The organism is Flagellimonas iocasae, from assembly GCF_042682725.1.
In the GTDB taxonomy this organism is placed as follows: Bacteria; Bacteroidota; Bacteroidia; order Flavobacteriales; family Flavobacteriaceae; genus Flagellimonas; species Flagellimonas iocasae.
Window position 1 is genome coordinate 75,247 of sequence record NZ_JBHUHU010000002.1, and the last position, 22,480, is coordinate 97,726.

A 22,480-nucleotide genomic window follows, 5' to 3' on the forward strand; every position below is an offset into this window, starting at 1 on the left:
TAAAATTGAAAGGCCCAATGGTTTTTCACATGTCCCATATATCAAAACATGAAAAGATTCCTTGCCGTATTCTTTTTCCTTTTCTTCTTGGTCGTTTCCGCCCAAACCAAAGTGGGGGGTATTGTTTTGGATGAATCGGGCGACCCCATAGCCTTTGCAAATATTATTTTCAAAAACTCATCCGAGGGTACCATTACCAATGATAACGGTCGATTTTACTTGGAGTCCGATGAAACCTATGACACCATTAAGGTTTCGTTCATAGGCTATGATTCCAAGGAAATTGAGCTACCACAAAAAGTGAACTATGGAATGGAGGTGGTTCTGGTTGAATCTACCGAACAGCTTCAAGAAGTGGTGGTCTACACCGGCAAACAGTCCAAAAAAGACAATCCAGCCATTGATATTCTTCGTAAAATATGGGCAAAAAAACGTGAGAACGGGGTCCGAATGTTCAAACAATATGAGTACGATAAGTACGAAAAAATTGAGTTTGACCTCAATACCATCGATAGCGCCCTTATTCAAAGCAAATTGTTCAAAGGTCTCGAATTTATGTTCGATGATTTGGACACCTCTCGAATCACTGGGAAAACCTATCTGCCCTTTTTCTTGAACGAGCATTTTTCAAAAATTTACGGGGATAATTCCATAGACAAGGAAAAAGAGGATGTGCTTGGTAACAAAAGTTCTGGTTTTGAAGGTAATCAGTCCATTACCGCTTTTGTGGAAGATCTCTACTCCGACTATAACATCTACGACAATTACCTCCGATTTTTTGATAAAAGCTTTACCAGTCCACTTTCCAAAACGGGGATTGATACCTATAATTATGTCCTTTCCGACAGTACTTTTATTGATAATAAATGGTGCTACAACATCATCTATTACCCAAGACGTAAGAACGAGCTCACCTTTAAAGGTGATTTTTGGGTGAACGATACCACGTTTGCCATCAAGAAAATCAATATGCAGGTCACCAAAAGTGCCAATATCAACTGGGTAAAGGAAATTTATATTGAACAGGATTTTGAGGTGGTCAGTGATTCGGTCTTTTTGTTGAAACGCGACTATATGCTTAGTGATTTCGCCTTTTCCAAAAAGGAAAAATCACGTGGGGTCTACGGAAAGCGCACCACGGTTTTTGATAATTACAAGTTCAATACCAATCACCCGGAAGAATTTTATAAGTCGGAATCCGACCCCTATGATCCAAGGGTGTTCGCACGCGATAGCACTTTTTGGAAAAATGCGCGACTTGAAACTCTTAACGATGATGAATCGGGGATTTTTAAGCTGCTCGATACCCTGAAAACTGTTCCCAAGTTCCGTACCTACTACGACATTGTTAGTATTTTGGGGTCTGGATATGTTGAAATTGATAAATGGAATCTGGACATCGGGGACATCTATAGCACGTTTGGCTACAATGATGCCGAAGGAATTCGACTAAGGGGAGGGGCACGAACCTATTTTGGTCAGAACGACCCATGGCGATTGGAGGGGTATATGGCCTATGGTTTTAGTGACCGGAAGTTTAAACACGGATTTTCAGGGAAGTTTTTGTTGGATAGAAAATCAAGACTCATTGTTTCTGGCGGAAACCGACGGGACATTGAGCAATTAGGAATAAGTCTAACCAGTACCAATGATGTTTTGGGGCGAAGCATTGCTTCCTCCTCTTTGGTTACGGTGGGTTCCAATAACCGGTTGACCAATATTAATCTATCTACTCTCAATTTTGAGATGGAACCCGTCAAGAATTTCAGAATCAGTTTGGGAGGGTCTTTCAGAACCTTGAGTTCCGCTTTGCCGGATGCTTTCAATTTGGATTATGTGGATTTAGAATCCCCAACCGGAATATCCTCAGAAGTAAAACAATTCGATTTAAATACGACCTTGATCTACACTCCCGGCAAACGAACCATTGGTTATGGGGTGGAGAGGGTGAATATCAATGATGACCACAGTACCTTGGTTCTTAATTATACCAAAGGTATAAGCGGTTTTTTGGAAAGCGATTTTGACTATGAGCGCATTCAGTTTTCATACCGCCAACCATGGCAGATAGGAGGGTACGGAAGGTTGACCAGCAGTGTTGAACTCGGCAAAACCTTTGGTGAGGTACCACTTTCTCTTTTGAGTGTAATTCCTGGTAACCAGACGCTGTTTTCTCTTTATAATGTTTTCCCCAATCTTGATTTTTATGAGTTTGTGACCGATACCTACGCCACGGTTCATTTGGAACATAACTTTAATGGAAGGCTGTTTTCGAGGATTCCACTGCTTCGGAAATTAAACCTGAGGGAAATTGTGGGCTTACGTGGTGCATGGGGGCAACTTTCCGATGAAAATATTGCGCTAAGCGCACCCAGCAACATCCCGTTGATGGCTCCCGAAGACCAAATTTATTGGGAGTATTCCTTTGGGGTGGGGAACATCTTCAAGATTCTGCGGATTGACTTTAACTTTAGGGGAAATTACTTGGATAATCCCGATGCCCGTCCATTTGGAATCACGGGTACCTTCGGATTTAATTTTTAAATAACGGAAAAACGCCAATTTTCCTACTCTTTTCCAGTAATACGGGCTATTTTTGCAAAAACAAAACTTCAAAAATGTCCAAAAAAGATCCCGTTACTTTCGATGTATTGATTGAAATCCCAAAAGGTAGCAGAAATAAGTACGAATACGACTTTACCCTACATAAGATTAGGTTTGATCGAACCCTCTTTTCTTCCATGATGTATCCTGGTGACTATGGATTTGTTCCAGAAACCTTGGCTTTGGACCACGACCCCTTGGATGTATTGGTTTTGGGCACCGAGCCCACATATCCCATGGTGGTTATGGAGGTAAAACCTGTTGGTGTTTTCCATATGACCGATGAAAAAGGTCCCGATGAAAAATTGATCTGTGTCCCCGTTTCTGACCCCATTTGGAGTAAGAGAGATGATATCAGTGAACTTAACCCCCATAGATTGAAGGAGATAGAGCACTTTTTTCAGGTGTATAAAGACTTGGAAAAGAAGAAAGTGGATACCGGTGGTTGGGGTGATGTCAATGAAGCCATCGCCATTTATCATGAATGTGTAAAACGCTATGATGAAAGCGAACATAAAAAGAAACGAACCTATACCATATAGATAACACAGACCTTAAATAAATGCGCTTTTAACAATCAAAAGCGCATTTTTTTTATTACTCCGTATTTTACTACATTAGCTGCCATTAAAAAATTCTAAATAACTACAAACTATGGATTTGATTGTGAAATTTTTGCCCGTGTTTGGTATCCTGGGCTTACTGTACGTGTTTATAAAGAACGTATGGATCTCTAAACAAGAAGTCGGGGATGAAAAAATGGCAAGAATTGCCAAGAATATAGCGGATGGCGCAATGTCATTTCTAAAGGCCGAATATAAAATTTTGAGCATATTCGTGATAGCTGTGGCCGTTTTGTTGTTTTTCAAAGGAAGCAACGAAGCAGGTTCTAACGGAATGGTAGCTATCTCCTTCATAGTCGGTGCCATTTGTTCTGCACTGGCTGGTTTCATCGGTATGAAGGTGGCCACAAAAGCAAACGTTCGAACTACCAATGCCGCCAGAACCTCTTTAGGTAAAGCTTTGGAAGTAGCATTTGCCGGAGGTGCAGTAATGGGTCTAGGTGTTGTGGGCCTTGGAGTTCTTGGTTTAAGTGGACTTTTCATGATTTACAGCGGACAAGGTTGGGAAATTGGTGAAGTATTGAACGTACTTTCCGGTTTTTCCTTGGGGGCATCATCCATTGCACTTTTCGCTCGTGTTGGTGGTGGAATCTACACCAAAGCAGCCGACGTAGGAGCTGACCTTGTGGGTAAAGTAGAAGCTGGTATTCCTGAAGACCACCCTCTGAACCCTGCAACCATTGCGGATAACGTAGGGGATAACGTTGGTGATGTAGCCGGTATGGGTGCTGACCTTTTTGAATCTTATGTAGGTTCCATTATCGGTACCATGGTATTGGGAGCCATTTTTGCTGGATTGCCAGAGTTTGCCGGTGCTTTTGATGGATTAGGGGCCGTTTACTTGCCTTTGGCATTGGCTGCGGTTGGAATTGTGATGTCTATCATCGGTACCTTCTTTGTAAAAGTAAAAGACGGAGGAAATCCACAGACTGCTTTGAACATTGGTGAATTTGGTTCAGCCGGATTAATGTTGATTGCTTCATATTTTATCATCAACGCCATGTTGCCCGAAGCTTGGGTAGAGGGCGGAAAAGAATATTCTGCCATGGGCGTTTTCTGGGCTACCATTGCTGGTCTGGTTGCTGGTTTGTTGGTAGGTAAGGTTACTGAATATTACACCGGAACAGGGACTAAACCTGTAAATTCCATTGTGCGTCAGTCTGAAACAGGTTCTGCAACCAATATCATTGCTGGTTTGGGTGTGGGGATGATGTCCACTGCCATTCCAATTATATTGATTGCTGCTGCAATTTTGGTATCACACTACTTCGCTGGTTTGTATGGAATCGCGATTGCCGCTGTGGGAATGTTGGCCAACACCGGAATCCAATTGGCGGTTGATGCCTACGGACCTATTTCTGATAACGCAGGAGGTATTGCCGAAATGGCTGAACTACCTAGTGAAGTTCGCGAGCGTACCGATAAATTGGATGCAGTGGGGAACACCACTGCTGCCATTGGTAAAGGATTCGCGATTGCTTCTGCGGCTTTGACCGCTTTGGCGTTGTTTGCCGCTTTTATGAAAACCGCTGGTGTAAAATCCATCGACGTATCACAACCCGATATTATGGCAGGACTATTGATTGGAGGAATGCTTCCTTTCGTGTTCTCCGCCCTTTCCATGAATGCTGTAGGTAGAGCGGCCATGGCCATGATTGAAGAAGTTCGTCGCCAATTCCGTGATATTCCTCAATTGAAAGCAGCCCTCGAAGTAATGCGCAAGTATGATGCCGATATTTCCAAAGCTTCCGAAGCCGACAGAAAAATATTTGATGCCGCTGACGGTGTTGCCGAGTACGAAAAATGTGTGGCCATCTCTACACAAGCATCTATTAAGGAAATGGTATTGCCAGGTTTATTGGCGATTGCCGTTCCAGTAGCCGTAGGTTTTATCGGTGGTGCTGAAATGTTGGGTGGTTTGTTGGCAGGTGTTACCACTGCTGGGGTATTGATGGCTATCTTTCAATCCAATGCCGGTGGTGCATGGGACAACGCTAAGAAAACCATTGAAAGTGAAGGCCGTAAAGGTTCTGATGCCCACAAAGCTGCCGTTGTAGGTGATACGGTTGGTGATCCATTTAAAGATACTTCAGGACCTTCCTTGAACATTTTATTGAAGCTGATGTCTGTGGTAGCTTTAGTTATCGCACCAAGTTTGGTAAGCCTTTCACCGGGTGATGAAATCAGCATGGTAAAAGAGAATGGAACGGTTATTACCATTTCAGAGGATGGGATGACAGAGACCAATACCATCGAGAAGAAATTTACCGTGGAAATCAGTAATACTGATGATGGAGCCTATAAAGCTATCGTTACTTCAAGTGTTGAAAACAATGGAGAAACTGTAGACGAGTTGAAGGAGTTTACCGCCGATTCCAAAGAAGAATTGGAGCAAATGATAGAAAAATATAAAAGTGCTAAGGCAAAGAATTAGCGCTCGCTTTTAAAAATCAGAAGCTGAAAAAACCACGCCTATGCGTGGTTTTTTTATGCTGTTAATCTTCCAGGGCAAAAGCAACAATTTGGTCACCCGGAGTTGTGTTTAGCTTCTCACCTCCACAGGCAATGGCGATATATTGTTTGCCATCTACCTCATACATCGTAGGGGTAGCAAAAGCAGGTGCAGGTAGTTTGTATTGCCACAGTAGCTCTCCGGTTTCTTTGTCGAATGCTCTTAAATGCCCATCTATGGTAGCAGCGATGAACAGCAACCCATTTTCGGTAATTACTGGGCCTCCATAGTTTTGGGTTCCAGTTATGGGGTCATTTTCTCCTCTAACTTCGGGCATATCGCCCAACGTAATGGACCATAAAAAGTCGCCTGTATTCAAATCGATGGCGTGCAGGGTTCCCCATGGCGGACTGATCGCCGGATAACCCTTACTATCCTGAAAACGGGTGTATCCCTTAAATTTATAGGGAAGCGGATAGGCCTCTGAAGCTCCTTCGGCAACCACCTCGCTTTTTTCATCAAAAAGAAATTGGAGCAATGCCTCTTTTTCATCCGCTGGAATTTGAGGGAATCCGGTCATCATTCCTTTTCCAGTGGCAATTAATTCTGAAACTTCTGTTTTGGTTTTTCTGTCTTTTATGTTGATAAGGGACGGATAACCACTTGAAGCCATACCTTTTCGGTCCTTCTGGTGGCAAATCACACAATAGCGATTGTAAACAAGTTCTCCTAATGGAGCCTCCCCTTCAATCACTTCATTTTCTACCATTTGCAGATACCATGGAATTTCATTGGAATTGACATAAATAATGCCATCCTCGGGGTCGGCTCCAGCGCCTCCCCATTCGGCAGCACCATCAAGTCCAGGAAAAAGCACGTTGGTTTCCAAACTTGGAGGTGAAAATTCCCGTTTGTCCATGGTGCGGATAATTTCCTGAAGCTCCTCCTTATTTTCCGCGTATGGACTCACATCAGCTTCGGTCAAATTCTTCGCCAATCGGGCAAATGGTTTCGGTTTTACGGGAATAGGTTGGGTAGGCCATGATTCTTCGCCATCCAAAGTGGAAGCCGGAACGGGAACTTCCTCAATATCAAAAAGGGGTTCGCCGGTGGCTCGATCAAAAACATAGACATAACCTTGCTTGGTGACTTGCGCCACTGCTTTTATTTTCTTTCCATCCCGCTCTACAGTGATGAGGTTGGGAGGAGCAGGAAGGTCGCGGTCCCATACATCATGGTGAATCAACTGAAAATGCCAAATTCGCTCCCCAGTTTCCGCATTTAAGGCCAATAAGGTGTTCGCAAATAAGTTGGTGCCATTTCGTTTTCCACCATAAAAATCGGGTGAGGCAGAACCTGTTGGCACATAAATAATCCCAGTTTCTTCATCCAAAGCAATTCCAGTCCAATTGTTGGCCGCTCCAACGATATCACTTTGGTAGGCATCCTTGTTTTTCCAAGTGTCATAACCTTCTTCATCTGGATGTGGAATGGTATTGAAAGTCCATGCTACGGCTCCCGTAATCACACTAAAGGCCATGACCTTACCCGGAGCAGAGCCCACATCTTCACCCAAACGAATGGGCATGATGATGAGGTCTTTGTAAATGGCTCCTGGCGTATTGGATATCAAAAATTTATCCTTGGCCGAATCGGGCATGCCGGAATGAAGGTCAATTTTTCCATTCTCACCAAAGGATGAAATCGATTTCCCGGTCAAGGCATTGATGGCATACAGATTGGGTCCGGCTGTGTATAAAATTCGCTTGTCGTCCCCTTTTGACCAGTACGAAACACCTCTACTGGTAGATAAATTCAATCGTAAGGAATCACCGAAACGCCACAACTCTTTACCGGTTCCCGCATGAATGGCTACCGCTCGGAGGGCCGCGGTGACCCCATATAGTATGGTATCGACCACAATGGGGTTCATTTGCATTTGGCCTGCGTCTTGTGTGGAGTATGACCATGCTGGTTTAAGGTTTTTTACATTATCCTTATTGATTTGGGACAAGGTAGAGTAATGGTTTCGGTCTGGACCACCCAAATACGATGACCACGTGGTATAGTCTTTTTTGGATGGTTCTTCGGTAGATTCACAGGCTGAAAAAAATAACCCTGCAGATAGCAGAAAAAGGATAAATCGTAATGCTTTCAAGTTTGTTCGGTTTAAAATGTAGTGCCCTCTAAACTACTAAAAATAGCCAAACAATTGATAGTGTTCTTGTTGATTGAAGCGGTTGTCGATTCGAGCGCAGTCGAGAACTGGTTTAGTGAAACACGTTTTCATGCATCTCGACTGCGCTCGATGTGACTTTATTGCAATTTAAAGGTTATAGGAATGGAAAAAGGCACCTTTACCGGTGTTCCCCGTTGTTTTCCCGGAGTCATTTTGGGTAATTTGGAAATGATTCTGGCTGCTTCTGCCTCTAAACTTTCATGGGGTCCACGAATTTTCACCTCTCCAATGCTGCCATCCTTCTGAATGGTAAAAATCACATTGACTCGTCCCTGCAACCCCATTTCTTGAGCTGCTTCCGGGTAATCAAAATACTTTTGGATGTGTTTCTGCATCATCTGTTGAAAACAGGCTTTCTTTTCATCTTCATCCGCAATGACTTCGCATCCAGGAAAAATAGGAGCGTTTTCAATGATTGAAAAAATAACGGTATCGGGTACATCATCTTCAGCCACTTCTATATCATCAATGGTGGGTATTTCGGTGTTCTCATTGGTTTCTGTGGATTCGATAACTGTTTCTACAATTTCCTCATCATCCTCGGCAATTTCAATAACAGGTGGTGCCTGGATTTTTGGTGGAGGGGTTGGCAATTTCTGAAAAGTCAGGGGTACTTCTTCTATCAACTCATCTTGAACTTTTAGATCGGCATTATCCCATCCGTCGGTAGCATAAAACGTTTTCCATTCCAAAGCCAAATAAGCAAAGAGCAATATGACCGTCATCCCAATAAAAAAATAGAGGGTACTGTTTCGTTTCAATTCCAGATTTGGATTTTTCTTGAGTTCCATAATTTTCAAATTTTTGGCCGCAATGGGCGGAGTTACTTTTTGAAAACTACTTTGAAAATCAACCAAATGAAACCAACAATGAGGGAACGGGCCGTTTGGGTGAGGGAATGCCCCCTAATATATTTTAGTCAATCAAGGACTGATATACTAAAGCACGCAATTTGCCATGATCGTCAATGTTACGGGCTGGAATCAATTGCGTAAAATACACCACCAACATTTCCTCTTTTGGGTCGGCCCAATAAGTGGAATGATAAGCACCTCCCCAGGCAAACTCACCTTCAGAGCCCAAAGTACCGCGAAGGCCCAAATCTTCCACAGTGGAGAAGCCGAGTCCAAAACCTTGTCCTTCATTAAGCGGGAAAGGAAGATGGTTGGTGGTCATCAATTCCACTGTTTTGCGAGAAATGATTCGATTCCCATTGAATTCACCTTTGTTGAGCATCATCTGCAAAAATTTGGCGTAATCCATGGCTGTGCTTAAAAAACCAGCGCCACCTGAAAAGCTTTTTCGGGGACCGTCCACGTAAGCACCCTGACCTACCATGCCACCGGGACTTGGAGCACGCTCCAAACCGTTTTCTGTACTGGAATATACCGTTGCCAAACGGTCTTTTTTGTCTTTTGGGAGATAGAAATGGGTATCGGTCATGCCAATAGGGTCCAAGATGTTCTTTTTCAAGAAAACATCCAAGGGTTCGCCTGATGCCACTTCAATCAAAGCTCCAAGAATATCGGTGTTGTAACCATACACAAATTTCTCTCTGGGCTGTGATTCAAAGGGAAGGTCCGCCATGCGATTGACCGTAGCCTGGATGGGCTCATCGCGGTCCGCAAAGTACCAGCCTTGGATTTTGGCTTCTTCCCATAAGTCTTTGGAAATGCCTCCACCGTAGGCAACCCCAGAAGTATGGGTAAGCAAATCCCGAATGGTAATGGGTCTTTCGGCATCGACAATCTCATAGGAACCATCCTCTTTGGCCACCGCTACCGTGGTTTTCATAAAGGCCGGCATGTATTTTCCAACGGGGTCAGTGATGAGCAATTTGCCCCTTTCTTGCAAAATCATCACTCCGACACTCACAATAGCTTTGGTCTGTGATGCAATTCGGAAGATGGAATTCTTTGCCATGGGCACATTCTTTTCCATGTCACTTTTTCCAAAGGATTCAAAATAGGCAATCTTTCCTTTTCGGGCGACCAATGCCACAGCTCCTGACAGTTTTCCGTCATCCACATAGTCTTGAAAAGTTTCGGTAAGCACGTTCAGTCGTTCCGAAGACATACCCACTTCTTCCGAAGGAACTTTTTCCAACTGCTGGGCAGGAAGAATGCTATGAATTAAAAATGCTAATGCTACTACTGATAGTTTGATGAAGTTTTTTGCTTTCATGTGCTTGGTTTGTTGTTTTAAAATGAGTTGATGACCAGAACGCCTTTATTTTCAAAGTTATGCATATTGGGAAGCGCAGTGATGGCGTCTTTCAAGGTGATGGTCCGTTCTATGAGTTTTTGTGGTTGGAGTTTCCCCTGCTGAATCATTTTCAGCATTTCGGGATATTTAAAAGCTTGCATGCCGTGGCTTCCAAGGACTTCAAGCTCGTTGGCGATGACTTTGTCCATGGGAATTTTTGGATGTTGGTGTTCTCCTGTCATTAATCCCACCTGAATATGTTTACCTCTTTTTTTGAGATTGGCAATGGAGTTGAAGCACGTTGTTGGGTTTCCCAATGCATCAAGCGATACATGTACACCTCCACCCGTCAATGCTTTAACCTCCGCCAAGACATCGGTACTTTTTTGTGCATTGATGGTGTCCACCGCTCCCAGTTCTTTAGCAAGTTGTAAAGTATCTTCGTTTATGTCAACAGCGATGACGTTCGCCCCGAGGGCATTTGCTATCATAATGGCCGAAAGTCCAACTCCGCCACACCCATGCACAGCCACGTATTGACCTCCAGTGACTTTTCCTTGTTCCACAACAGCGCGAAAAGCTGTGATGAAGCGGCAACCTAAAATGGCGGCAGTTTCATAAGTGATTTCATCTGGTATTTTCACCAAATTGGTATCCGCATAATCCAAGGCCACATATTCGGCAAAGGAACCCCAGTGGGTAAAACCGGGTTGGGATTGGTGGTCGCATACTTGGTGGTTGCCAGATTTGCATTCACCACAGGTGCCACATCCGCAAACAAAAGGGACGGTGACGCGGTCGCCAATGTTAAAGTTCAACACATTTTTTCCGATGGCGGCCACGGTGCCCGCCAACTCGTGTCCGGGGACATGCGGGAGTTTAATGTCTGGGTCATGACCCATCCAACCGTGCCAATCGCTTAAGCAAAGTCCAGTAGCTTCTACTTTAACCACCACGCCATAATCACTGGGGCTAGGGTCGGGCACGGATTGCATTTGCAACGCGCCTTCAAAATTTTCGTAAACTAAGGCTTTCATGAAATTATTACCATGGAAATTGAATAAGTAATTAAATATACCGATATCCGTGGAATAAAACAGGGAAAAGCGAAAGTGGCAAAGGAAGTAAGGGTTAGATAGCGAAAATATTTTTCGCTACTCTGTCAAATGGATATCAATCCAATCCATATAAGAACAATATAAACCAATGAAAATATAGCAAATCCTTTCAATAAATACTTGATGAACTTAAAAAACCAAGGTGCTTTTTCCACCAAACTAGGATTGACTTTTGTTAATCGATTTTTAAAAACGCTCAAAAAAATTGGGCCTAAAAACCAAAAAAATGAGAATGCCGCTAAAAAGAATAATGTCAATTCAATTTTAACTTTCAATTTCCTTTCTCTTTAAGTTATTGCTTAAAAACAAAATAGAGTTTGAGTTTTACTCAAACAATCCGTGAATCTCCGCATCAATGCGGTTGATTACGGTTCCTAAATCTTCAGGGTCATCCACAAAATTTATGTCGTCCACATCAAAGATGAGCAACTTCCCCTTTTCATAGGTATTGGCCCACGCTTCGTAGCGTTCGTTCAATCTACTGAGGTAGTCAATGGAAATGGAATTTTCATAATCCCGTCCTCTTTTGTGAATTTGGTTCACCAGATTGGGAATGGAACTGCGTAGATAAATCAATAGGTCTGGCGGTTGCACCAAACTTTCCATCAACTCAAACAGACCTTTGTAATTTTCGTAATCGCGATTGGTCATCAATCCCATGGCGTGCAGGTTGGGTGCAAAGATGTGGGCATCCTCATAAATGGTCCGATCTTGGATCACATTTTTTCCCGTTTCCCTAATTTTTAGAATTTGGCGATAGCGACTGTTCAAAAAGTAAATCTGAAGATTAAAACTCCAACGTGCCATTTGCGTGTAGAAATCATCCAGATACGGATTGTCCACCACATCCTCAAAATGGGCTTCCCATTTGTAGTGCTTTGCCAAGAGGTTGGTGAGGGTGGTCTTTCCGGCGCCAATGTTTCCTGCTACCGCAATATGCATAGGGTGTTGGTATTTTATGGTTGGTGTTTACAGATTGTTAACGAGTGCCGCAATATACAAAGTATATCCAGTCAAAGAAAAAAAACTCTTTGAAATGGAACGGCGATCATCAGTATAAAAACAAAGTTTTAAAATATGTTCCAAATATGTACTTTTGCCCTTCAAAATGAGGAAAGATTTGACTGATTGCAACCTCTAAAAATGCTAAAGCAGTTCGTGCCAATGTGTAATTGGCATCTCTTCAATAGGGTTTGGAACTTCTTTTTGCGGCATTTGGTCAAAGCCACCTCAATACTATAGAACAATGGCATATTTGTTTACATCAGAGTCCGTTAGTGAAGGACACCCAGATAAAATTGCGGATCAAATAAGTGATGCGCTTTTGGATAATTTCTTAGCTTTTGACCCGGAAAGCAAAGTCGCCTGTGAAACCTTGGTGACCACCGGTCAGGTGGTGTTGGCTGGAGAGGTAAAGAGCCACACCTATGTGGATTTACAAAGTATTGCCCGCGAGGTGATCAATCAGATTGGGTATACGAAGGGAGAATATAAATTTAGTGGTGATTCTTGCGGTGTGATTTCATTGATCCATGAGCAGTCGCAGGACATTAACCAAGGTGTGGATCGGGGAAGCAAGGAGGAGCAAGGTGCGGGGGACCAAGGAATGATGTTTGGCTATGCCACCAAAGAGACCGACAACTACATGCCGTTGGCTTTGGATATTTCGCACAAGATTCTTCAGGTGTTGGCCGAATTGCGAAGGGAAAATACCAGAATTACCTATTTACGTCCGGATGCTAAGGCACAGGTCACCATTGAGTATTCGGATGATAATGTTCCACAGCGAATAGATACCATCGTGATTTCAACACAGCATGATGAGTTTGATGGTGATGATGCAATGTTGGCGAAAATCAAAAAAGACATTCTTGAAATTTTGATTCCTGAGGTGACCAAATTGTTGCCTGAGAGCATCCAGAAACTTTTTAATGATAAAATCAAATATCACATCAACCCCACCGGGAAATTTGTGATTGGAGGCCCTCATGGTGATACAGGCTTAACCGGACGTAAAATCATTGTGGATACCTACGGTGGAAAAGGCGCCCATGGTGGCGGTGCATTTAGTGGAAAAGACCCTAGCAAGGTGGACCGAAGTGCTGCGTATGCCGCACGGCATATCGCTAAAAATTTAGTGGCTGCAGGAGTAGCCAATGAAATTTTGGTGCAGGTGAGCTATGCCATTGGTGTAGTGGAACCCACTTCCCTTTTTGTGGAGACCTATGGTTCATCCAATGTGGGAATGTCTGATGGTGAAATCGCAAAAAAGGCGTTAGAACTTTTTGATATGCGACCTTTTGCCATTGAAGAGCGTTTAAAATTGCGTAATCCCATTTATTTGGAAACAGCAGCGTATGGACACTTGGGGAAAGAACCACAAACCGTAACCAAAATATTCGAATCACCTTATAATGGAAGAATCCAGAAGGAAGTGGAGTTGTTCACTTGGGAAAAGTTGGATATGGTGGATAAAGTGAAAGAAGCATTTGGACTTTAAATGAAGTCAAATTTGAATAAAAAAGAGGAGCTAATAAGGCTCCTTTTTTGTTGGCATACTCCCGCTAACTTTAGTAGTTTTAGAGAATCAAAATACGAAAGCATGAAAACTTCATTTCGCGTCCTGTTTTTAGGTCTTTGTTTATTATTAGTTGTGTTCAGCTGCAAGGAAACGGTAAAAGCGGAGGTAGCAGCGGTTGATACCTATGTGGCCGAGCATTACACCAAGCAAGAAGTGGATATTGAGATGCGGGATGGAGTAAAATTGCACACCACTATATATTCGCCCAAAGATACCTCAAAAGAGTACCCCATCATCATGCAGCGTACTCCGTATAGTTCCCAACCCTACGGAGAAGGCAATTTTAGACCACAGATTGGTCCCAACGTAAATTTGATGAAGGAAGGAAACATCATCGTCTACCAAGATGTTCGCGGAAGATGGCTTAGTGAAGGACATTATGAAAATATGCGGGCTTACATCCCAAACAAGACCTCCAATGATCAAGTGGATGAAAGCTCGGACACCTATGATACTATCGACTGGCTGGTAAATAATGTGGAGAACAACAATGGCAATGTTGGGATTTGGGGTATTTCGTACCCGGGATTTTATGCCACTTACGCCACTGTGGATGCGCATCCAGCCCTCAAAGCATCGTCGCCCCAAGCCTGTATTGGGGATTTCTTCTTTGATGATTTCCACCATAACGGAGCCTATTTATTGAGTTATTTTAGGGCAACTTCTCTTTTTGGAACACCTCGTCCCAATGGTGATCAACCCATTGATACGGCTTGGTATGTGCTTCCAGAGCTTCCTACGGAAGACCAATACCAGTTTTTCTTGGATGCCGGACCGCTCAAAAATTTGGACTATTTCTACGAATACGAAACGGCTGATACTCCAAAAATGCGACCCGAAGGTGTTACCGATGATTTTTTCTGGAACGAGTTAAAGGAACATCCCAATTATGACGAATTATGGAAAAGTCGTGGACTCATTCAGCATTTAAAAGATGTGAAAAGCAGTGTCGCCACTATGATTGTGGGCGGATGGTTTGATGCAGAGGATTTGTACGGACCCTTGGAAACGTACAAGAACATTGAAAAATACAACGACGGAAATTACAATACCATGGTATTTGGTCCTTGGGATCACGGCCGTTGGTCCAGACGCGATGGGCGAAGCTTGGTAGGGAACTACTATTTTGGCGACTCCATTGCTGAATTTTTTCAGGACAATATCGAAACCAAGTTTTTCAATCATTTTTTGAAGGGAGATGGCGATAAGGATTCCGGTCTTCCAGAAGCCTATGTGTTTGACACGGGTAAAAGGGAGTGGAAACAATATGATACCTGGCCACCAGCAAATAGTGCAAAGCAAACCATGTACCTTTCCGAAAATCAAGAGTTAACCTCGGAACAAAAAGGAATCTCGGGCATTCAGTTTATCAGCGATATAAAAAAGCCAGTGCCGTATTCCGAAGATGTGAAAACCGTTTTCACCCCTAGAAAATATATGACCGACGACCAGCGATTTGCGGCTCGGCGTTCCGATGTTCTCGTTTTTCAAACGGATGTGTTGGATGAAGATTTGACCTTGGCGGGCGATATCATGGCCAAATTAAAGGTGGCCACCACCGGTACAGCAGCCGATTGGATTGTAAAAATTATTGATGTGCATCCATCAGATTCGGAAACCAATGAAGAAATGCAGGACCACCTCAGAATGAGCAATTATCATTTAATGGTGCGAAGTGAGGTGTTGCGAGGTCGATTTAGGAATAGTTTTTCCAATCCGGAGCCTTTTACGCCCAATCAAAAAACCGATGTGAATATCAAACTTCAAGATGTCTTCCATACCTTCAAAAAAGGGCACAGACTACAGGTTCAGGTGCAGAGCACCTGGTTCCCGTTAATTGATTTGAATCCTCAGACCTATGTGGAGAATATCTTTAAGGCAGATGAATCCGATTTCAAAACACAAACCCATACCGTTTTCACCGATTCCAACATTGAGTTCTCTGTTTTAAAGTAGACGGAATCAGGGTTCTTCTGTGAATTTTTCCAAAAAGATTAGGAATTTCGGCTTTTCCGTCTGTATATTTGTCGCTCAAAGTTCAAACACGTATTGAATAGTTATCAAGAAAGGTGGAGGGAATAGACCCTTTGAAGCCTTAGCAACCCTTGGCCCCTAGTGTCATGAAGGTGCTACATTCTATCCCATGCGGGAATAGATAACGACAATCGACATTTTTTCGATTTCACTTTCTTATAACTTTTTGATTATACCTATGGGCAATATCCACAGGGTTTGACTTTTATATTTTTCGATGTAATAATTAAACAAACAAAAGTCATGAGTGATCAAAAATTTGCAACCAATGCCCTACATGCAGGGCACGATACTACCCAAACAGCCGGAACAAGGGCAGTACCCATTTATCAGTCCACTTCATATGTGTTCAACAACACGGACCATGCTGCCAATTTATTTTCATTGGCAGAGTTGGGCTTCATTTACACCCGATTGAACAACCCCACCAACCAAATTTTGCAAGATCGTCTGGCAGCGATTGAAGGTGGAGTGGGAGCAGTGGTATTTGCTTCCGGAACATCCGCTATTTCAACAGGCTTGTTGACGCTTCTGAAGGCGGGAGACCATATTGTGGCTTCGAGTAGTTTGTATGGAGGTACCTATAATTTATTGAATGTGACCTTGCCGAGATTGGGCATTACCACCACTTTTGTGGATGCGTCTGATCCTTCCAATTTTGCAGCAGCCGTTCAAGAAAACACCCGAGCATTCTTTGTGGAATCTTTGGGGAACCCCAAGTTGGATGTACTTGATCTAAAAGGAATATCCAAAGAAGCCAAAGCGGCACAAGTGCCATTTATCGTTGACAATACGGTAGCTACTCCAGGTTTGTTGAACCCGATTGAGCATGGGGCCAATTTGGTGATTCACTCCCTAACAAAATATATAGGTGGTCAGGGGAACTCTCTCGGTGGCGCCATTATCGATGCCGGTACTTTTGATTGGGCTAATGGAAAATTCCCCGAGTTTACGGAACCTTCCGCAGGTTATCACGGTTTGGTGTATCATGAAGCTTTGGGAGCCGCAGCCTACACCTTCAAATTGATTTTGGAAGGACTACGTGATTTTGGTGGAGCTTTGAGTCCGTTCAACGCTTTTCAGATATTGCAAGGGCTGGAAACGTTGCCGGTTCGAATCAAACAACATAGCGAAAATGCTTTGGCATTGGCAGAATGGTTGGAAAATAGAGAGGAAGTTGCTTGGGTCAATTACCCTGGATTAAAAAGCAGTAAGTACAACGACTTGGCAATAGAATACCTGCCAAAAGGCCAAAGTGGAATCGTTACCTTTGGAGTAAAGGGAGGGTTTGAAGCAGCTAAAAAGCTGACCGATGCAACTCAAATATTCTCATTGTTGGCGAATATTGGCGATACCAAATCCTTGATCATACACCCTGCCAGCACCACGCACCAGCAATTGAATGAAGAGCAGCAGGAAAGCGCAGGTGTGACCCAAGATTTAATTCGTTTGTCGGTAGGACTGGAGGATATCGAAGACCTAAAAGCGGATTTGGAACAGGCTTTCGCCTCCATTTAAAATTTTTGATTAATAGATAAATGTCGTAGAACGGCTATGCTGAAGCATCTAAACATAGAACAATTTACCACCCAAAGTGGCATTACCCAAGACTTGAAGTTGTCGTATCAACTTTTCGGTCAACCCTTGCATTCTGCTCCCATTGTTTTAGTAAACCATGCCCTTACCGGAAACTCCAATGTGGCCGGGGAAGACGGTTGGTGGTCTGATTTGATAGGAGAGGGCAAGTGCGTCAATTCTGAAACCTACACCATTTTGGCCTTTAATATCCCAGGAAATGGGTACGATGGTTTTATCATCGAAAATTACAAGGATTTTGTAGCCGGTGATATTGCCCGCATCTTTCTTTTGGGATTGCAACAGTTGAACATTGACAAACTTTTCGCTATCATTGGGGGTTCTTTGGGGGGTGGAATTGCCTGGGAGATGACGGCTTTGAATCCTGCCATTACTGAAAATCTGATTCCAGTAGCCTCCGATTGGAAATCCACGGATTGGTTGATTGCCAACTGCCAGATTCAAGAGCAGTTTTTGGTGAATTCCAAGCAGCCTGTTCATGATGCCCGTATGCATGCCATGTTGTGTTATCGAACCCCTGAATCTTTTAAGGAACGCTTCAAACGGAGTACCAATGAGGAGCTTCAGGTCTTTAATGTGGAAAGTTGGTTGATGCATCACGGCAAGAAATTGCAGGAACGCTTTCAATTATCTGCCTATAAATTGATGAACCAGCTTTTGAAGACCATCGATATCACCCGAAATGGGGACGAGGCTTTCAAAGCAGTTCAAGATAGCGATACCAAGATTCATATTGTTGGGGTCAACTCCGATTTGTTCTTTACGGCGGAGGAAAACAAAGAAACCTTTAAGCGTTTGGCGCAGGCCAATACCAATGTCACCTACGGTGAGGTGCAATCGTTGCACGGACACGATGCCTTTTTAATGGAGTTTGAACAGCTTGAGAAACTGTTACAGCCCGTTTTTCAGCCTGAAGGAAAAAAAGAACGAATCAAGATTCTAAAATTTGGGGGGAAATCCTTGGCCAATGGTGAAGGAATTGAGCGTGTATTGAAGATTATTGGCAAACGCGCCAAGGACAATGAGCATTTTGCCGTAATCGTTTCGGCACGAGGTAAGGCCACGGACCAATTGGAAGACCTGTTGGATAAAGCGGCATTGGGAAAGGAATTTCAGGAAGAGCTTAAAAAGTTCGCTTCATACCAAAAAAATGATTTTGATGTTGACATATCAGCGGAGCTTGCTGCCATTGAAAAAATATTGAATGGGGTTTCATTGACGGGTGATTACAGTTTAAAAACCAAGGATGAGATTCTATCTTTTGGGGAACTGCTGTCTGCCAAATATGTAACAACCGCGCTTGCTGCAACTGGAATAAAAGCAAAGCTTTTCGATTCCAGAAAATTGATCACCACGGATGATAATTTTAGCAATGCCGAGGTAGATCAGGGGACATCCAAGGAAAATGTACTTCGCTATTTTCATGAACTGGAAGCGAATACCATTCCTGTTGTCACTGGATTTATTGGTTCCAATCGAGATGGTTCAACCACAACTTTGGGGAGAAACGGGAGCAACTATTCCGCTGCGCTTTTGGCCAACTTTTTAGATGCTTCGGAATTGATCAATTACACCCATGTGGATGGTATTTTTACCGCCAATCCCGATTTGGTGACGGATGCAAAACTAATTGATGTCATTTCCTATGATGAAGCCAATGAATTGGCCAATTTTGGAGCCAACATCCTGCATGCAAAAACCATTATTCCACTGATTGAAAAAAATATTCCGTTGCGTATCTGCAATACCTTCAATGACAACAATGAGGGTACCTTAATCGGTCCCAAAACCAATAATGGTGGCATTAAATCTCTTTCCGTGTTGGATAATATGGCTCTTATCAATTTAGAGGGTAGGGGACTGCTGGGTAAAGTAGGTGTGGATATGCGAATATTTAGGGCGCTGGGTCAAAATGGAATCAGCGTCGGTATTGTGTCTCAAGGATCATCCGAACGCGGTATTGGTTTGGTGGTGGATGCCTCAAAAGCACAAAAAGCCAAAAATGTTTTGGATCAAGAGTTTGAGACCGATTATTCTTCGCAGGATATCAATCAAATCACTGTGGTGAAGGATGTTTCGGTGATTTCCATAGTGGGAATGGACTTGAGCAGTTTTCACAAACCATTCAATGCCTTGGCAAAAAATCAGGTTATTCCCTTGCTTTTCAACAATACCGTAACAGGGAAAAATGTGAGCATGGTGGTCAAGAAATCGGACTTGCATAAAGCCATCAATGTCATTCACGGACAGATTTTTGGCATTGCGAAGAAAATCAATCTGGCCCTATTTGGACATGGAAATGTAGGCGGCACCTTGATTGAACAACTGTTGGATTCCAACAAAAATATAGAAGCTAGAAAAGGAATTGAACTAAAATTCTTTGCTGTGGCCAATTCCAAAAAAGTGCTTTTGGATGCGAAAGGAATTGGGTCAAATTGGGCAAAACGATTGGAGAAAGAAGGGCAGCCTTATCAGATAGCGGACATTATCGCCTTTGCCAAGACCCATCATTTGGAAAACCTGATTGCAGTGGACAACACGGCAAGCAAACCGTTTATTGAAAATTATGAGCCGTTGATTCAACATGGTTTTGATTTGGTTTCATCCAATAAGATAGCCAACACCCTTAGCTTTGAAAAATACAAGTCCATCCGAAAATGTTTGGATAAAAATCAGAAGCAGTACTTATATGAAACTAATGTAGGGGCAGGGCTTCCACTTATCGATACTATAAAACTATTACACTTGTCCGGTGAGAACATTACCCGAATTAAAGGGGTGTTCTCGGGATCATTGAGTTACATTTTCAATACCTTTTCGGAAGTGGATACCCCGTTTTCATCCATCATAAAAGAAGCGATGGAAAAAGGATTTACCGAACCCGACCCGCGGGAAGACTTGTCTGGAAATGACGTGGGTAGAAAACTGTTGATTTTGGCCCGGGAATTGGATTTGCAAAACGAGTTTTCGGATATTTCGGTGGAAAACTTGATTCCTGAAGCATTGCGCACACTTTCCTTTCAGGATTTTACCTCCCGAATTGGAGAAATGGATGAAGTCTATGCTAAAATCAAGAATGAACAAAAAGCGGGACACGTGTTGAGATATGTAGGTGACCTTCATGGCGACTTGCAACAGGACAAGGGTATATTGGAAGTTAAATTAATATCAGTGCCCAAGGAAAGTGCTTTGGGGCAGGTAAAAGGTTCCGACTCCATTATTGAAATTTATACAGAATCTTACGGAGAAAATCCTTTGGTGATTCAAGGTGCTGGTGCTGGTGCCGCAGTAACAGCAAGGGGTGTATTTGGTGATATTTTAAGAATAGCAGAAAAGATATAGCTTCGGCTTCGCTCAGCTACCGAATTTAAGAGGCATGGGGGCTGAGCGTAGTCGAAGCCACAATAAATTTCAAGTGAAAGGTTATGTGTACATATTGGAATGCTCGGACGGAAGTTATTATACTGGAAGCACAATAGACTTGGAAAAGCGGTTTGAAGAGCATCAAGATGGGAGAGGAGCAAATCATACAAAGAAAAGATTACCGGTGAAATTGGTATATGTGGAAGAGTATCTGAGTATTGCAGCCGCTTTTGAACGTGAAAAACAGATTCAGGGTTGGTCAAGGGTTAAAAAAGAAGCACTTGTCAAAGGAGAATATGAAACTTTACCTTATTTGGCTGAATGCAAGAACGAGACACATTATAAATATTATAAAGAGGAAGAATAATATAACTTCGGCTACGCTCAGTTACCAAACTAAAGAACATTGGTGGCTGAGCGAAGTCGAAGCCACAACTAAAATATAATGGGAAAAAGACAATTTGAGACAGAAGCCATCCGAACGCAGATGGAGCGTACCCAATTTTTGGAACACTCCAGTCCTATGTATTTAACCTCCAGTTTTGTGTTTGAGGATGCCGAGGATATGAGGGCTTCTTTTGCAGAGGAAAAAGACAGAAATATTTATTCACGATACTCCAATCCCAACTCTTCGGAGTTTATTGATAAAGTATGCAAGATGGAAGGGGCTGAAAATGGTTTTGCCTTTGCTTCGGGTATGGCGGCGGTCTATTCTACCTTGGCTGCACTCTTGGAAAGCGGAGACCATATTGTGTCCTGTAAAAGCATTTTTGGCTCTACACATTCCTTGTTTACCCAGTTTTTTCCAAAATGGAATATCACAACAAGCTATTTTGGTGCCAACGATTTGGATGCTGTGGAAAGCTTGATCACTCCAAAGACCAAAATCATTTACGCAGAATCACCTACCAATCCAGGGGTGGATGTATTGGATTTGGAGCGATTGGGAAATATTGCCAAGAAGCATGGACTCATTTTTATCATCGATAACTGTTTTGCATCTCCTTATCTACAACAACCGCTAAAATTTGGGGCCGATTTGGTCATCCATTCGGGAACCAAATTAATGGACGGTCAAGGTCGTGTTTTGGCAGGAATCACCGTTGGAAGCAATGAATTGGTGGATAAGGTGTACCGTTTTTCACGGATTACAGGTCCTGCACTCTCGCCCTTCAATGCATGGGTATTGTCCAAAAGTTTGGAAACCTTGGCACTTCGTGTGGATAGGCATTGTGCCAATGCATTGGAGTTGGCTACCTATTTGGAAGGTCATGATAAGATTGAAAGGGTGAAGTACCCTTTTCTAAAATCACATCCACAGCACGAACTGGCCAAAAAACAGATGAAGGCAGGTGGTTGTGTTGTCGCTTTTGAAGTGAAAGGAGGATTGGAAGCCGGGCGTAAATTCTTTGATAATATTGAATTGTTATCACTCTCGGCCAATTTAGGGGATTCAAGAAGTATTGTTACGCATCCTGCATCCACTACACACAGTAAATTGAGCAAGGAAGATCGTGAGTCCGTGGGTATTTCAGATGGAATGGTTCGTGTTTCGGTTGGTTTGGAACATATCAAGGACATTATTGCTGACATTGAGCAGGCCTTGGAATAGTTTTCGGCACCTCTGATATTTTAAAGGCGGGTTGTTAATTTTCGCTATATTCG

At 43.0% G+C, this 22,480-nt stretch carries 14 protein-coding genes and 1 riboswitch; of the genes, 9 read left to right on the forward strand and 5 right to left on the reverse strand.

Translation table 11 applies throughout. The annotated features are described in order from the left end of the window. Positions 1–48 precede the first annotated feature (48 nt). The 3 genes from ACFSJE_RS06155 (at position 49) to ACFSJE_RS06165 (ending at position 5,661) form a co-directional block, all read left to right on the forward strand. Complete coding sequence (locus ACFSJE_RS06155) at positions 49–2,544, forward strand: DUF5686 and carboxypeptidase-like regulatory domain-containing protein (RefSeq protein WP_379830112.1); 2,496 nt, start codon at positions 49–51, stop codon at positions 2,542–2,544. 74 nt (positions 2,545–2,618) lie between these two features. After that, the gene (locus ACFSJE_RS06160; protein WP_379830113.1) at positions 2,619–3,146 is read left to right on the forward strand and encodes an inorganic diphosphatase; all 528 of its coding nucleotides are present in this window, start codon (positions 2,619–2,621) and stop codon (positions 3,144–3,146) included. A gap of 112 nt (positions 3,147–3,258) precedes the next feature. Continuing rightward, on the forward strand, positions 3,259–5,661 hold the full coding sequence (locus ACFSJE_RS06165) for a sodium-translocating pyrophosphatase (RefSeq protein ID WP_379830114.1): 2,403 nt from the start codon (positions 3,259–3,261) through the stop codon (positions 5,659–5,661). Between the two features lie 61 nt (positions 5,662–5,722). Here ACFSJE_RS06165 and ACFSJE_RS06170 read toward each other — a convergent pair whose 3' ends face one another. The 5 genes from ACFSJE_RS06170 to ACFSJE_RS06190 form a co-directional block, all read right to left on the reverse strand. After that, entirely contained in the window at positions 5,723–7,837 is a 2,115-nt protein-coding gene (locus ACFSJE_RS06170) for a pyrroloquinoline quinone-dependent dehydrogenase (protein WP_379830115.1), read from the reverse strand. 158 nt (positions 7,838–7,995) lie between these two features. Beyond that, the gene (locus tag ACFSJE_RS06175; RefSeq protein WP_379830116.1) at positions 7,996–8,709 is read right to left on the reverse strand and encodes an energy transducer TonB; all 714 of its coding nucleotides are present in this window, start codon (positions 8,707–8,709) and stop codon (positions 7,996–7,998) included. Between the two features lie 124 nt (positions 8,710–8,833). Continuing rightward, positions 8,834–10,102, reverse strand: coding sequence for a serine hydrolase domain-containing protein (locus ACFSJE_RS06180; protein ID WP_379830117.1), 1,269 nt, complete (start codon positions 10,100–10,102; stop codon positions 8,834–8,836). A gap of 17 nt (positions 10,103–10,119) precedes the next feature. Continuing rightward, positions 10,120–11,160 carry a zinc-dependent alcohol dehydrogenase family protein gene (locus ACFSJE_RS06185; protein WP_379830118.1) on the reverse strand — a complete coding sequence of 347 codons (1,041 nt, stop codon included), beginning with the start codon at positions 11,158–11,160 and terminating at the stop codon, positions 10,120–10,122. A 405-nt stretch (positions 11,161–11,565) separates the two neighbouring features. Further along, positions 11,566–12,183: a deoxynucleoside kinase gene (locus ACFSJE_RS06190; RefSeq protein ID WP_379830119.1), complete on the reverse strand. Its 618-nt coding sequence runs from the start codon at positions 12,181–12,183 to the stop codon at positions 11,566–11,568. Between the two features lie 304 nt (positions 12,184–12,487). Between ACFSJE_RS06190 and metK the strand changes: the two genes are divergently transcribed. From metK to ACFSJE_RS06220, 6 genes are all read left to right on the forward strand, one after another. Continuing rightward, positions 12,488–13,741 carry a methionine adenosyltransferase gene (gene metK / locus ACFSJE_RS06195; RefSeq protein WP_379830120.1) on the forward strand — a complete coding sequence of 418 codons (1,254 nt, stop codon included), beginning with the start codon at positions 12,488–12,490 and terminating at the stop codon, positions 13,739–13,741. Between the two features lie 102 nt (positions 13,742–13,843). Continuing rightward, entirely contained in the window at positions 13,844–15,778 is a 1,935-nt protein-coding gene (locus ACFSJE_RS06200) for a CocE/NonD family hydrolase (protein ID WP_379830121.1), read from the forward strand. Between the two features lie 98 nt (positions 15,779–15,876). Continuing rightward, positions 15,877–15,984, forward strand: a riboswitch (SAM riboswitch). A 115-nt stretch (positions 15,985–16,099) separates the two neighbouring features. Further along, positions 16,100–17,374, forward strand: coding sequence for an O-acetylhomoserine aminocarboxypropyltransferase/cysteine synthase family protein (locus ACFSJE_RS06205; protein ID WP_379830122.1), 1,275 nt, complete (start codon positions 16,100–16,102; stop codon positions 17,372–17,374). A gap of 36 nt (positions 17,375–17,410) precedes the next feature. Then, the gene (thrA, locus tag ACFSJE_RS06210; RefSeq protein ID WP_379830123.1) at positions 17,411–20,794 is read left to right on the forward strand and encodes a bifunctional aspartate kinase/homoserine dehydrogenase I; all 3,384 of its coding nucleotides are present in this window, start codon (positions 17,411–17,413) and stop codon (positions 20,792–20,794) included. 73 nt (positions 20,795–20,867) lie between these two features. Next, positions 20,868–21,182, forward strand: coding sequence for a GIY-YIG nuclease family protein (locus ACFSJE_RS06215; protein WP_379830124.1), 315 nt, complete (start codon positions 20,868–20,870; stop codon positions 21,180–21,182). A 78-nt stretch (positions 21,183–21,260) separates the two neighbouring features. Then, positions 21,261–22,427 carry a trans-sulfuration enzyme family protein gene (locus ACFSJE_RS06220; protein ID WP_379830125.1) on the forward strand — a complete coding sequence of 389 codons (1,167 nt, stop codon included), beginning with the start codon at positions 21,261–21,263 and terminating at the stop codon, positions 22,425–22,427. Positions 22,428–22,480: the final 53 nt, after the last annotated feature.

Excerpts from the sequence above, each read along its gene's own strand:
- ACFSJE_RS06165 (WP_379830114.1), top strand. The coding sequence starts at position 3,259 with ATGGATTTGATTGTGAAATTTTTGCCCGTGTTTGGTATCCTGGGCTTA.
- ACFSJE_RS06175 (WP_379830116.1), bottom strand. The coding sequence starts at position 8,709 with ATGGAACTCAAGAAAAATCCAAATCTGGAATTGAAACGAAACAGTACC.
- ACFSJE_RS06185 (WP_379830118.1), bottom strand. The coding sequence starts at position 11,160 with ATGAAAGCCTTAGTTTACGAAAATTTTGAAGGCGCGTTGCAAATGCAA.
- ACFSJE_RS06160 (WP_379830113.1), top strand. The coding sequence starts at position 2,619 with ATGTCCAAAAAAGATCCCGTTACTTTCGATGTATTGATTGAAATCCCA.
- ACFSJE_RS06180 (WP_379830117.1), bottom strand. The coding sequence starts at position 10,102 with ATGAAAGCAAAAAACTTCATCAAACTATCAGTAGTAGCATTAGCATTT.
- ACFSJE_RS06205 (WP_379830122.1), top strand. The coding sequence starts at position 16,100 with ATGAGTGATCAAAAATTTGCAACCAATGCCCTACATGCAGGGCACGAT.
- ACFSJE_RS06155 (WP_379830112.1), top strand. The coding sequence starts at position 49 with ATGAAAAGATTCCTTGCCGTATTCTTTTTCCTTTTCTTCTTGGTCGTT.
- metK (WP_379830120.1), top strand. The coding sequence starts at position 12,488 with ATGGCATATTTGTTTACATCAGAGTCCGTTAGTGAAGGACACCCAGAT.
- thrA (WP_379830123.1), top strand. The coding sequence starts at position 17,411 with ATGCTGAAGCATCTAAACATAGAACAATTTACCACCCAAAGTGGCATT.
- ACFSJE_RS06200 (WP_379830121.1), top strand. The coding sequence starts at position 13,844 with ATGAAAACTTCATTTCGCGTCCTGTTTTTAGGTCTTTGTTTATTATTA.
- ACFSJE_RS06220 (WP_379830125.1), top strand. The coding sequence starts at position 21,261 with ATGGGAAAAAGACAATTTGAGACAGAAGCCATCCGAACGCAGATGGAG.
- ACFSJE_RS06190 (WP_379830119.1), bottom strand. The coding sequence starts at position 12,183 with ATGCATATTGCGGTAGCAGGAAACATTGGCGCCGGAAAGACCACCCTC.